This is a genomic window from Aequorivita viscosa (assembly GCF_900106795.1).
In the GTDB taxonomy this organism is placed as follows: domain Bacteria; phylum Bacteroidota; class Bacteroidia; order Flavobacteriales; family Flavobacteriaceae; genus Aequorivita; species Aequorivita viscosa.
In genome coordinates, this window is sequence record NZ_FNNS01000006.1 from 90,942 (window position 1) to 105,273 (window position 14,332).

Consider the following 14,332-nt stretch of genomic DNA (forward strand, 5'->3'; position numbering starts at 1 on the left):
ATATACATTCGTTTCTTAAATTCACACGTATATGAGGTTAGCGGTAATTTTTGTTGTTCTTTTTCTTTGCATCGGCAATCTTTTTGGGCAAGATAAGGTTGTAGATAGCTTGGAAATCAGGCTTTCTGAGGCTTCAACAGAATTGGAACAAGTGCAGCTCTACAATGCTATTTCCGATCAATATAAATATAGCGATCCCAACAAAATGCTTTCGTTTGGCAGCAAGGCTTTCAAATTGGCCGAAAAAAATCAAATGAAACTCGAGATGGGGGTAGCCTATTTAAATATGGGAACTGCTTATATCATTTTGGGGGATTATGAAAAGGCGATGGATCATTTTGTATGGGCGAAATCGGTTTTTGAGGAATTATCTAAATCTTCACAATCGAACCGAGAAATTGACCAAGGTATCGCTAGAGCCTTGGGAAGTATGGGGATAGTCTATTCGGAACAGAGCAATTATTCCAAAGCACTTCAATACTATTTGGAAGGTGCAAAAGTGTACGAGAAACTCAATGATAAGGGGGCGGCTTCAAAGTTTTACAACAATATTGGAGTGGTTTATAAATCTCAGGACGAGCTTGAAAAAGCGTTGGAATATTTCTTGAAAGCGGAAGCGATACAGAAGGAGCGAAAAGACCCGAATAGTGGTATTACTCAAACGAATATTGCCAACATTTACTTTAAGCAAGGCAAATTGGATGAGGCTTTTAAATATTACAGTGCCGCAAAAGTTAATATAGGCCTGCACCCGAATCCGCGGGCATTGGGCGAATGGTATAACAATATTGGAGCCTATTACAACACACGGAAATACCCAGAGATGGCCTTGGAGAATTGGGAAAAGGCTGTGTTGACCTTTAAGGAGATAGACGATAAATTTGGATTGGCAGACACCTATCTTCATTTAGCTGAGTTTCACACCCTTCAAAACAATAAAACAGAAGCTTTGGAAGCTGCCAATAACGCCTTGGCACTTGCAAATAAAACTCAGGTGCTGGAACAAATCGTTGTGGCGGAAAAGTTGTTGAGTGAGATTTATTCGCAAAGTGGGAATATGGAGAAGGCGTTGCTTCATTTTAAAAATCACAGTGCTGCGAAGGATAGTCTTTACAAACAAAATGACGTTCGAAAAGCGGTGGAAACTGCGATGAATTACGAATTTGAAAAAAAGGAGCTGCTTCAAAAGGAGGAAAACCAGAAGCGCGAGTTACTGCTAAAGGAAGAGGCTAAAAGCACCAATTTAAAATTGCTTTTTGGGGCGTTGATTGCTTTGCTTCTTTTCGGGATTGGGTTTTTAATTTACAACCGACATCAGTTAAAAAAGACGCTTACACTTCAAAAGGAATTGGCGGAATATGAGCAAAAAGCCTTACATCTTCAAATGAATCCGCATTTTGTATTTAACTGTTTGGGGTCTATTTCTAGTTTTATAGTTCAGAATGGAACTGACTCTGCGATTAAATATCTTTCCAAGTTTTCGAAATTAATGCGGTTGACCTTGGAGTATTCAAAAGAGTCTTTAATTCCTATAGATAAGGAGATTGAGAGTCTTCAGAATTATTTGGAATTGGAGCAACTTCGGTTTAATGATAAATTTAATTTCAGCATAACTAAAGACTCCAATATTGAGGATGATGTTGCGCTTCCGCCCTTATTGATTCAGCCATTTATTGAAAATGCCATTATTCATGGGGTTGTTCCAAAGAGTCAAAACGGGAATATTTCCATCGCATTTTCGGTGACGAATGTATCTTTGATATGCACAATTGTAGATGATGGGGTGGGAATTAATCAGTCTATTAAGAACAAAGAAAATTCAGTATTGGCACATAAGTCCATGGCTTTGGGAATCATCAAAAAGCGTTTGGAAATGATTGCCGAAACCACCGGCAAGGAAGCCCTGATAACAATTGAAGAAATAATACATAATGAGGAAATATCAGGCACCAAAATAAAACTAACATTGCCGTTACAATACGCAACTAATTAATTAGAAGAAACTCATTTATGATAACTGCAATTTTAATAGACGACGACAAGAATTTAAGGGAAGGGATGAAAAAGCTCCTTGATCTTTTTGCTCCTACGATTAAGATAATTGGAGAAGCAGACAGTGTGGCTTCGGGTATTGTAGCTATGGATTCCCTGCGGCCGCAAGTGGTTTTTTTAGATATACAGTTAAACGATGGAACTGGATTTGATATTCTTGAAAAAGCTGCGGAGATAAACAACACTATAACTTCTCATATTGTTTTTATAACGGCACACGAGCAATACGCGATAAAAGCTTTTAGGTTTAGTGCGTTAGATTTTTTATTAAAACCAGTAGATCCTGATGACTTACAAAAAGTGATACAAAAGATTGAAAAGGTTGTAGAGCGAAAAAACGATTTTTCGCATATCGATTTGCTTTTAGAGAACATTCGAAAAAACGTAGATAATTTTAAACGGATTGCGTTATCAACTTCAGATGGAATCCATTTATTCGACATCAGCGATATTATACGTTGTGAAAGCGAAGACAATTACACCAAATTCTATATCAAAAACCATAAGCCTATTCTAATTTCAAAGACATTAAAGGAATATGAAGAACTCTTGGCGGAACACAATTTTGAGCGTATTCATCAGTCTCATTTAATCAACCTGAAATATTTAAAGTCGTATATTAAAAGTGATGGTGGCTATGTAGTGATGGCCGATGGAAGCAGGTTGTCCATTTCACAGCGAAAAAGAGAACGATTGCAGAATATTTTAAAAACGATGTAGCGAATTCTAAATGAGATATGGCGAATACTCATTTAGGCATACAAAACTAACAAAGCATCCCTAATTTTATTAAAAATTAACGACCATGAAAAATCTACTTATACTATTCTTATTGCTAACAACTAGTTTTGTTAGTGCTCAAATTGTAACCATCCCCGATGCTAATTTTAAGGCAAAACTAATTGCTGAGGGTGTCGATACAAATTCTGACGGCGAAATCCAGGTTTCGGAGGCGCAAGCTGTTACAGATCTAAATTTGAACAATGCAAGTATTGCCGACACAGACGGCCTTCAGGCTTTTATCAACCTAGAGAATTTAATTATTAAGAACAATCCGCTTACTGCCCTTGATGTTAGTGCTAATGGCGCGCTGGAGACCTTAAATTGTAGTGCTAACAATTTGGCATTCTTGAATATTGGTTCCAATATGAATTTGACTTCCTTGATTGCCAGCGGGAATAATCTTGCTAGCTTAAATGTTTCCGATATTCCGAGTCTTACATATTTAGATTGTAGCAGTAATGTTTTGACCGATTTGGATGTTACAAATAACCTTCTTCTAGAATCTTTAGATCTCTATAGTAATTCGTTAGTAACGTTAAATTGTAATTTCAATACAAGCTTAACTGCGTTATACCTAGTTCAAAACCCATTCCTTGAAACGGTTTTCATTAAAAACGGAAGTGATGAAAGCTCGAATATGGATGGCGGAAGTTGGTTTGAAAATTGGATATTGAACAATAATCCGAGTTTGGTTTATGTATGCGCAGATGATTTTCAAACCGTAGAAATCCAGCAATTTGCAGGAACTGAGTATCCCGTAGATTCATTTTGTTCATTTCCGCCGGGTGGGAATGTTAATACAATTACGGGAGTGAGTCAATTTGATACCGATGGAGATGGTTGTGATGCTGGGGCTAGCAGTATACCTTATACGAGTTATACTGTTGACTTTAATGGCGTCGCTACCAATACGATAGCATACAGCGATAGATTTGGAATTTATAATGTGTATGCTGGGCAGGCTGGAACCTATATCCTGACTCCTACCCTAGAGAATCCAAGTTATTTTAGTGTAAGTCCGTCGCCAGCAGATGTGGTTATTCCTGTGATTGACAATAGTATTATTACGCAAAACTTTTGTGTGGAAGCAGTAGGCGTACGACCAGACCTTGAAGTGGTTATTGCTCCCCTCCTTCCGGCTAGGCCAGGTTTTGAAGCTAGTTATGCGTTGGTGTATAGAAACAAAGGAAACCAAACACTTTCTGGCGAGGTGCAGTTTAATTATGACGATAATCGAATGGAGTTTGTGTCGGCTACAACCACTCCAGACATTCAAGTCCCTGGGATGCTAACGTTTAATTTTACAGACTTACAACCCTACCAAACTGAAGTTACTGAAATAGTACTTGATGTAAACAGTCCTACCGACACACCTCCAGTTAACATTGACGATGTTTTAGTACTGTTTGCAGACATCAACCCCATTGCGGGTGATGAAACTCCGCTAGACAACAGTTTTACCTTAGATCAGATAGTGATAGGCTCATATGATCCGAACAATGTGGTTTGCCTTCAAGGTGCAGAGGTGTCAACAACCTATATTGGAGACTACCTGCACTATGTAATCAATTTTGAAAACACAGGAACCGCCGCAGCGGAGAATGTGGTGGTTACTATGGAAATAGATCCAACTGATTTTGACCGAAACACTTTACAGATATTGAGTGCGTCTCACGAGATGCAGGCGGTTATCAATGGAAATATAGCCGAATTTCATTTTCAGAGTATTGATTTAGATACTGGAGGGCACGGGAACATTCTCTTTAAAATAAAAACCAATGGGAATTTATTGGATACAGATGAGGTTGGAGTGGAAGCCAATATTTACTTTGACTATAATTTCCCTATACTGACTAATGAGGCATTGACTTCGTTTACAACTTTGGGAGTTGATGGGTATGACTTGTCACAAATAGCGGTGTATCCGAATCCTGCAAGTGACATTGTGAACATTCAGTCGACTTCAACTATAAATAGCATTACGATTTATGACGTTCAAGGAAGAAAGATTCAAGCTACTAAGGTTAATTCACAAACCACAGAAGTGAATATTGCAGGGTTGAATTCTGGGATTTACTTTGTCTCTATTGAAACTGATAATGGGAGAAGTATGAAGAAGGTATTGAAGCGGTAATGTTATAAATTGCATCAATATCTGAAGTTCAAAACAAACCAGTCTTTAAGTAGGCTGGTTTTTGAGGTTGTAGTAATATTTGGATTGGTTGTGGATTTCAATGGACAGTGGTTAAACCTTACAGGTTGGAAAAAACCTGTCAGGTTTGGAGGTTGTAGCAATATTTGGATTGGTTGAGGGTTTCAATGGACACTGACTGATTAAACCTTACAGGTCGAAAAAACCTGTCAGGTTTGGGGGTTGTAGCAATATTTGGATTGGTTGTGGATATTGATGGACAGTGGTTAAACCTTACAGGTTGGAAAAACCTGTCAGGTTTGGAGATTGTAGTAATATTTGGTTTGGTTGTGGGTTTCAATGGACACTGATTAAACCTTACAGGTTGGAAAAACCTGTCAGGTTTGGGGGTTGTAGCAATATTTGGATTGGTTGTGGATATTGATGGACAGTGGTTAAACCTTACAGGTTGGAAAAACCTGTCAGGTTTGGAGATTGTAGTAATATTTGGTTTGGTTGTGGGTTTCAATGGACACTGATTAAACCTTACAGGTTGGAAAAACCTGTCAGGTTTGGAGGTCATCAAATTCAGAAAGATTGTGAGGTTTTTTTCGATGCATGAATATAAAATTCTCTTTATTACCAAACAGCTCTATGACTTCGGTTCTTTTCAAATTAGTCGGCTTATTTGATAACATAGAAGCATAGGAACTATATGGATATAGTTCAAAATCATTAACAATTCCGTGGTTTTCAGGATTTAGATGAATATAGATTATAAGTTGTCTTAAATAATCCTCCTCTATAATTCTTTTCCGCTTGAATGGACGTTGAAACAAACTACCGATTCGATTGTGTCTTTTATTGAAAGCTTTGGAATAACTATTAAAAAGGTTTGAAAAAGATTGAGAAGGATTTTTTTTACACTCATCATTTATTCTCACAAGAAAATGAAAGTGGTTGCCGAGAAGGCAATAGGAATAGATATCTGCAACCGGCAGGATATGTTTTTTGACTAGTTTTAAAAAATGTAAATAATTGTCATTGTCCAGGAAAATAGATTGTTGATTATTACCCCTATTAAAAATGTGATAAAAATATGTCTCTTCCAGGAAATCCATAAAAATAAGAGTTTGAAAAAATAAAGATAACACTCTTTCGATAAACTCATCAGATTTAGGATAATAGCAATATTAGATGGATTCGCATAAATTAATTGGACACTGGTTACACCTTGTAGGTTGGAAAAACCATTTGTCTCTGATTAAACCTTACAGGTTGGAAAAAACCTGTCAGGTTTGGGAGTTGTGGATATCGATGGCCTTTGATTAAACTTACGGGTTGAAAAAACTTGTCAGGTTTGGGTTGGAGGTTGGGGTGTTGTGTGTTGGGGATTTAGAGCCATTTCTAAATGATAATTTTTAAAATTGTTGATAACCATTGGACAACATATTGGGGTGTCATTGAAATCCAATCGATATATTATTGATATTTACGACTTGCATATTTAGACTAATCCAAGACCCCGAATACCATGGAAATTACCCACGTTATTAAGAGAGACTTTACTACAAAACCCTTTCATTTACAAAAGATTACAGATGCCATTTTAAAAGCTATGACCGCTGCCAACCACGGCGATGAAGCAGATGCGCAACGTATTTCTGAGAAGGTTTATGAAGCCTTATTGGACAGAAAAAGACAGGACGGGAAATATATTCCAACCGTTGAGGAAGTACAGGATTTCGTAGAAAACAAGTTGATGGAAAGCGGCTTTTTTGATGTTGCCAAAGGGTATATTCTCTACAGAAATCAGCAAACCCAAAAGCGAAAGCTGAACATTTTTGAAAAGCGTATAAATTTAAAGCCTTATGAGTATCCAGCGCTCTATGAATACGTGCCAGCAATTCGCCATTCGTATTGGATACATACCGAATTTAATTTTACAAGTGATATTCAGGATTTCAAAACCCGTTTAAATGATGTAGAGCGAAACGCTATAAAAAACACCATGCTTGCCATCTCACAAATTGAGGTAGCGGTAAAAAGTTTCTGGGGCGATATCTACCACAGAATGCCAAAACCAGAAATTGGTTCGGTAGGTGCAACTTTTGCAGAGAGTGAAGTGCGTCACCACGATGCATATTCGCATTTACTTGAAATACTAGGTTTAAATGAGGAATTTAAAAACCTTAAGAAAAAACCGGTAATTATGATGCGGGTTCACTATTTGGAAACAGCACTAAAAAATGCAAAAAGTGACGACAACAAAGAATATGCAGAATCAATTTTACTGTTTTCGCTCTTTATTGAACACGTTTCTTTATTCTCTCAGTTTTTGATAATTATGGCATTTAACAAGCATAAAAACATGCTTAAAGGGATATCAAACGTTGTGGAAGCTACTTCAAAAGAGGAGCAGATTCATGGGGATTTTGGAATTGACATTATCAAAATCATCAAAAACGAAAATCCAGATTGGTTTGATGAGGGCTACAACAGCATGATTCAAGAAATGTGCAAAGAAGCATTTACCGCAGAAAGCCGAATTGTGGATTGGATATTTGAAGATGGCGAACTCGATTTCCTTCCAAAAGTGGTAGTAAATGAATTTATTAAAAACAGATTTAACAATTCCCTTGAAAGTATTGGAATTGAAAAAATATTTGAGGTAGACGAAAGCCTTTTGGCTCAGACCGAATGGTTTGACGATGAAATTATCGGCACCAAGCACGGGGATTTCTTCGTAAAGCGCTCTATCAATTACAGTAAAAGAACCCAAAGTATAACCAGTGATGACCTTTTCTAAATGAACAACAAAGATTTAACCCTCGACCCCCAAACTTCAAAAACAGTGTCCGATACTGACAACCTTGTAAACGCTCGAAAAGAAGCGCTACATAACTCGGAAGAAAAAGAATCAAAAGGATTTGAATGGCTTACAGAACACAGCCGCAACTTTTTAGCTTCGGGCTATCTATCGCCTGGTGTAAAAGCGGAAGAACGCATTCGTGAAATTGCCGATAGAGCGCAGGAAATATTAGGAATTCCTGGTTACTCAGACAAGTTTTACAACTATATGTCTGAAGGATTTTTCTCTTTAGCTTCCCCGGTTTGGTCTAACTTCGGAAAAAAGAGAGGTCTTCCTATCAGCTGTTTTGGGTCGCATATTGGCGATGATATGGGGAATATTCTTTACACCCAGTCTGAAGTTGGGATGATGTCTAAACTCGGAGGAGGAACATCAGGATATTTCGGAAAAATCCGTCATCGCGGAGCTGAGGTTAAAAACAATGGGCAGGCTTCTGGAGCGGTTCATATTATGCAGTTGTTCGAATCTATGGTAGATGTTGTTAGTCAAGGTTCGGTAAGACGTGGTCGATTTTCACCATACCTTCCTGTGGAGCATCCAGACATTATGGAGTTCTTGGAAATTGGTACAGAGGGAAATCCTATTCAGGAATTGACTCACGGGGTTACTGTTACCAACGAGTGGATGCAGGAAATGATAGATGGCGATGTAGAAAAACGTTCAATTTGGGCAAAAGTACTTCAGCGCAGAGGTGAAATGGGCTATCCTTATATCTTCTTTAAAGACAATGCCAACAATTCGGCAGCTGATGTTTATAAGGACAAGAATCTTCCTATCTACGCGAGTAATCTTTGTACTGAGATTATGTTGCCTTCAAATGACGACTGGTCGTTTGTTTGTGTGCTTTCTTCTGTAAACTTATTACATTATGACAAGTGGAAAGATACCGACGCTGTAGAAACCATGGTATATTTCCTAGATGCTGTTATCACGGAGTTTGTTGACAAACTTGAAGCATATCGCGACTCTGATAGCCGCGAGGACAGGCAAACTTTCCTATTTATGGAGCGCGCTTATAATTTTGCAAAAGACAACCGCGCGCTAGGTCTTGGAGTGCTAGGATGGCACTCGTTACTACAATCTAAAATGCTTCCGTTAAACAGTGAGAAAGCATATAGTTTGAACAGTGAGATTTTTAAACTTATTAAAGAAAAATCATATAAGGCTTCAGAAGAATTGGCTGAGAAATTCGGCGAACCTGAAGTTTTAAAAGGCTACGGAAGACGCAATGCTACGCTAAATGCGATTGCACCTACAACCTCATCGGCTTTTATTTTAGGACAGGTTTCACAGGGGATTGAGCCAATATGGTCTAATGTTTATGTGAAGGATATTGCCAAGATAAAAACTACGATTAAAAATTCATATTTAGAAGCATTATTGGAAGAGAAAGGGCAGAACACTACTGAAGTGTGGCGCGATATCCGAAATAATGACGGATCTGTGCAGCATCTCGATTTCTTGACAGATCACGAGAAGGACGTGTTTAAAACGTATTCTGAAATAGACCAAATGGACTTGATTTACCAAGCGGCAAACCGCCAGAATCATATTGATCAGGGACAGTCGGTAAATATTATTGTGCACCCTGAAATGCCAGTGAAGGACATTAATAAAATTCACGTTACGGCGTGGAAGTTAGGCTTGAAATCGCTTTACTATCAGCATAGTATGAATGCCGCACAGAAGTTTGCGCAGAAAAAAGATTGTGCAAGTTGTGAGGCGTAAATTTTAAACGATATTTTTTAGTAAAGAAACAGCCTCGATTTTGATTGGGGCTGTTTTTTTGATATGACTTAAGACGGTAAGACTTAAGACGTAGGACTTTTTCACCGCGGATTCGCGGAGGGTTTTTGTTTGTGGAAGTGACGTAGGGCTTTTTCACCACATAGGCAATGAGGATGTAGAGTTAAAAAGGAGTCGGTTTTTGCGATTACTTAAAACCATATTCACCGAAAACCGTCCATCGCGGCGGTTTTTTCAATAGAGTTTTAATAAAAATTGATTATTTTTAACACAAAATAAGAAACATGACAGCAGTAATTGGAATTTTAAATAAGAATGCCGTTGCTATCGCAGCAGATTCGGCCGTTACAGTGTCGGGATCAAATGGTAGCAAAATATATAATACGGCCAATAAAATATTTACCTTGTCCAAGTTTCACCCCGTCTCGATAACCATCTACAATTCAGCTAACTTCATTACGACTCCGTGGGAAATTATTATAAAAATATATCGAAAAGAACTTGGAGAACGGTCGTTTCCGAGATTAAGAGACTACTCCGACGATTTTTTCAGGTTTTTAAAAACAAATAACTTTTTTTCTTCTGAGGATCTTATAGACCACTTTTTTAAATCATTAATATTTTATTCCATTGAAGATTTTGTTCGTAAATCGTATGAAAGAGCAATGATGGAAGAAAATGACTTAATATTATTGTCAAAGGAAAAAAGATTACAAGTATTTAGAAAACATTTAATAAATCTCATTGATTTAGAAATTGAAAAAACCCAAAACGTAGAGCAGTTAGAAGATTTTAAGACATTAACAAAAAAGGAGTTCAATAGTTTAACCAAAAAAGATATTAACGATATTTTTGAACAAAACTATAAAGAATTGGCGAACAAAGATTTGAGAGATAAATATTCAACTTTTCTTTATAATTACATTAAAAGTAAATTATTTTACGGTCCGTGGAGCGGCCTAATCTTTGCCGGTTATGGTGATGATGAGATATATCCCACCACAATAAGTACAAAAATTGCTAGTGTCTTCGATAAGAAAATAAGGTTTTATACTGATGTTGTGGAAACTATTAATAATAATAACACAGGGTCTATAATGCCTTTTGCTCAAAGGGACGTAATTGATACGCTAATCACTGGAATTAGCCCAGATATCAATGCAACTTTATTTGGCACATTTAACAATATATTAAATGGATATAATGAATATTTAATTAAATTAACAACCAAAGATAATCCTGAACTCGCAGCAAAACTTTCTAGATTAGATATAGATAAGGTTTGTGAAGAGTTTGTTGAAGAGATTGATAAGATAAAGAAAATTAAACACATTGAACCTACAGTCAATACCGTTTCTATTCTTTCTAAAGAGGATTTAGCGGAAATGGCAGAAAGTTTAATATATTTGACCTATCTTAAAAGAAGAATTAGTTCTCACGAAGAATCCGTTGGAGGTCCGGTTGATGTTGCCATAATATCTAAAGGAGATGGTTTTATTTGGATAAAAAGAAAACATTATTTCGAAGAAAAATACAATCCTCAGTTTAACTATAAATACTTTAACTCTTAATTAATTTCAAAAAATGCATCATTCCAAAACTGATTATAAAAATCATTGTCTGAGCCTAGCTTTTATAAAGGAATTTTCTAAAAACCGGGAAGATTTCAATAAAAAAAAGATTACTAGCCAAACTAAGTCTACAGAAATTTCAAAAATCATATCTGAAAGACTTTTGGAAAATATTCAAAAGCAACTTACATTGTAACACTCCAACTTAAAATTTAAAATTAATATAAACCGTCCATTGTGGCGGTTTTTTGTTTATTTAACAAGATGTTAGAACAAGGAAAGTGATTAATTTCCTTATTTTAGAAAAATAATTCAACTCGATATGACTTTACTCGTAGTATACGCACTACTTTCAATTCTCTTTTCATTTTTATGTTCTATTCTTGAGGCAGCTTTATTGAGCTTCACTCCTACGTTCCTTCGAATGAAAGTTTCGGAAGGCAAGAAGTATGCAATAACGTTGACGAATTTTAAAAAGGATATAGACAAACCTTTAATTGCCATACTTACCATCAACACCATTGCGCATACTGTTGGCGCCATACTCGTTGGAGTTGAAGCCGAAAAACTTCCGTATAAAGTTGAAGTAATGGGAATGAACATCGTTGGGATTGTGTCTGCAATAATGACGATGCTTATTTTGGTGGTTTCAGAAATCATTCCAAAAACCATTGGTGCAACCTATTGGAAAAAATTAGGGCCATTCACCGCAATGTTCTTAAACATCATTATCTTCCCTTTAAAATACACTGGAATTTTATGGTTGTTGATGATTGTAACAAAAATGGTCGGCAAATCTGCCCACGTTAGTACCATGAGCCGAGAGGAATTTATAGCGATTACTGATGCCGCAGAAGAAGAAGGGGTTTTTGAAGAAAATGAAACCACAGTAATTAAAAATCTGTTGGTTTTTAAAAGTGTTCAAGCGCAGGATGTAATGACGCCGTTCACCGTTGTAACACTTGAAGACGAGACTAAAAGCTTAAATGAATTTCATCAAAATCATAAAAGCCTGCGTTTTTCACGAATTCCTGTTTATAAAGGGAAAACCCATAATATTACGGGGTTTGTACTTCGAGATGATGTGTTAGAAGAGATTGTGGAAGACCGCGGCGACAAGTTATTGAGTGACATGAAGCGGGAGATTTTTGTGGTTTCTGCAGAAAAGCCGATACCCGAACTTTTTGAGATCTTCATAAAGCAACGAATGCATATAGCAGCTGTTGTAGACACTTTCGGAAACACAATTGGCGTTGTTACGATGGAAGATATAATAGAAACCTTGCTAGGTTTAGAGATTATGGATGAAAGCGATAATATTGAAGATATGCAGCTTCAGGCGAGAAAAAATTGGGAAAAGCGCGCCAAACGTATGGGAATACAAATAGACGAGGAAGCCGCACCAAAAAGAGCTGAAGAGTAATGGAAACGTGTACCATCCACACACCAATTGGTTTTTTAGAAATCACAGGGAATTCAGAAGGGCTTTCCTCTGTAATTTTTTCAGATATTGAAAATGAAAATAGTTCTCAAAATATTCCTGAACCACTGAAAATTGCAGTTTTCCAGCTTCAGGAATATTTTGATGGAAATAGAACGGAATTTACTTTAGCCCTTAACCCAAAAGGAACAGATTTTCAAAAACGGGTTTGGGAAGAATTGGAGAAGATTCCTTACGGAAAAACTGTTAACTACCTTGAAATAGCAAAGCAATTGGGCCATCCAAAAGTTATACGTGCTGCCGCTTCTGCAAATGGAAAAAATCCAATTTCAATAATTATTCCTTGTCATCGTGTAATTGGCAGCGATGGGTCATTAACGGGATATGCGGGCGGTCTGCACCGAAAAAAATGGTTATTGGAGCACGAAAACCCTTCACCACAACAAAGTTTATTTTAAAATGAAAGTAATAAAGCGAATTTTAAAATGGGCTCTAATCCTGATATTCTCAGTAATTGTAGGGCTTTATATTACGGGTAATGGTTATGTTGTGAAAGCATTTTGGGTCGTTTACCTTCACGGACATACTTCGGCATATATTGATGATTTTCAATTTTTTGAAAACGATACAATTCCTGCAAGTTCAAATCCGCAACCATGGCCAATCCACAAAAATTACAACACAGGAAAACCTAGTCAAAAATTGCGCGAAACCAATTTAGAATTAGGGACAATTGCCTTTTTAATAATCAAAAATGACAGTATTTGGTTTGAAGAATATAAAGATGGTTTTAATCAGGATTCTCATACAAATTCGTTTTCAATGGCAAAGAGTATTACTTCCGCCATGTTGGGAAAAGCAATTGAAGATGGATTTATAAAGAGTCTTGACCAGCCTGTTGGAGATTTCTATCCGCATTTTTCAGGAACAGGATTAACAGTGGGCGATCTTTCATCCATGTCATCAGGACTAAATTGGAATGAGGCGTATAAAAATCCGTTCGGGATGACTGCTCGAGCCTATTATGATGGTGATTTGGCTGAAAATATTCTAAAGTTAAAAGTTGTGGATACGCCAGGGGTAGCATTCAAATATTTAAGTGGAAATACTGAATTATTGGCAATGGTGCTCGAAAAAGCAACTAAAAATAAACTGTCAACTTATTTATATGAAAGCTTTTGGAACCCAATTGGCGCCAAAAATTACGCCCTGTGGCAAGTAGACGACAAAGAAAATAGATTAGCAAAAGCATATTGCTGCTTAGGAAGCAATGCTCGCGATTTTGCCCGGTTTGGCAAACTATATAGAGATTATGGAAAATGGAATGGACAGCAATTATTAGATTCTGCTTTCGTGGCCAAATCGATTACCCCACGTTTTGAAGAAAGTCCGGAATACGGTTACGGATTTTGGCTCAGCGACTTTATGGGAAAGGAAATTTTTGCAATGCGCGGCATTTTAGGGCAATATGTAATCGTAATCCCTGAAGACGATATAATAATTGTTCGGTTAGGCCGCAAAGTAGGAAAACGAACTGATTTGCCGTTTAGCTCTGATTTTTATACTTATATAGAAGAGACTTATGAGATGTTTCAGAATAGAAATTTGTAACCCTAGAATTTGATATGTATATTTACTTGTAAAGTAATTAGAATCAAATGAATACAACAACCTTAAAAAAAGAACAATACTGCTCGAAAATCCAGAATATAATTTTAAGGAAGCTGGCTCTATTT

The 14,332-nt window shown here is 36.9% G+C and carries 9 protein-coding genes; all 9 read left to right on the plus strand.

Going from position 1 to position 14,332, the window contains the following annotated elements; all coding sequences use genetic code 11:
• The first annotated feature begins 31 nt into the window (after positions 1–31).
• Positions 32–1,993 carry a tetratricopeptide repeat-containing sensor histidine kinase gene (locus BLW28_RS04940; protein WP_073215840.1) on the plus strand — a complete coding sequence of 654 codons (1,962 nt, stop codon included), beginning with the start codon at positions 32–34 and terminating at the stop codon, positions 1,991–1,993.
• 17 nt (positions 1,994–2,010) lie between these two features.
• The gene (locus BLW28_RS04945) at positions 2,011–2,772 is read left to right on the plus strand and encodes a LytR/AlgR family response regulator transcription factor (RefSeq protein WP_073215837.1); all 762 of its coding nucleotides are present in this window, start codon (positions 2,011–2,013) and stop codon (positions 2,770–2,772) included.
• Positions 2,773–2,857: 85 nt separating this feature from the next.
• Positions 2,858–4,969 (plus strand): T9SS type A sorting domain-containing protein, encoded by a 2,112-nt coding sequence (locus tag BLW28_RS04950; RefSeq protein ID WP_073215834.1) that lies wholly within the window; start codon positions 2,858–2,860, stop codon positions 4,967–4,969.
• Between the two features lie 1,531 nt (positions 4,970–6,500).
• On the plus strand, positions 6,501–7,775 hold the full coding sequence (locus tag BLW28_RS04960) for a ribonucleotide-diphosphate reductase subunit beta (protein ID WP_073215827.1): 1,275 nt from the start codon (positions 6,501–6,503) through the stop codon (positions 7,773–7,775).
• Positions 7,776–9,566, plus strand: coding sequence for a ribonucleoside-diphosphate reductase subunit alpha (locus BLW28_RS04965; RefSeq protein ID WP_073215824.1), 1,791 nt, complete (start codon positions 7,776–7,778; stop codon positions 9,564–9,566).
• A 302-nt stretch (positions 9,567–9,868) separates the two neighbouring features.
• The gene (locus BLW28_RS04970) at positions 9,869–11,155 is read left to right on the plus strand and encodes a hypothetical protein (protein ID WP_073215821.1); all 1,287 of its coding nucleotides are present in this window, start codon (positions 9,869–9,871) and stop codon (positions 11,153–11,155) included.
• 322 nt (positions 11,156–11,477) lie between these two features.
• Positions 11,478–12,578 carry a CNNM domain-containing protein gene (locus BLW28_RS04980; protein WP_073215816.1) on the plus strand — a complete coding sequence of 367 codons (1,101 nt, stop codon included), beginning with the start codon at positions 11,478–11,480 and terminating at the stop codon, positions 12,576–12,578.
• Positions 12,578–13,054, plus strand: coding sequence for a methylated-DNA--[protein]-cysteine S-methyltransferase (locus BLW28_RS04985; RefSeq protein ID WP_073215813.1), 477 nt, complete (start codon positions 12,578–12,580; stop codon positions 13,052–13,054). The genes BLW28_RS04980 and BLW28_RS04985 overlap by 1 nt, the downstream gene beginning before the upstream one ends.
• Before the next feature lies 1 nt (position 13,055).
• A complete protein-coding gene (locus BLW28_RS04990) occupies positions 13,056–14,207 on the plus strand; it encodes a serine hydrolase domain-containing protein (RefSeq protein ID WP_073215810.1) in 1,152 nt (383 codons plus the stop codon).
• Positions 14,208–14,332: the final 125 nt, after the last annotated feature.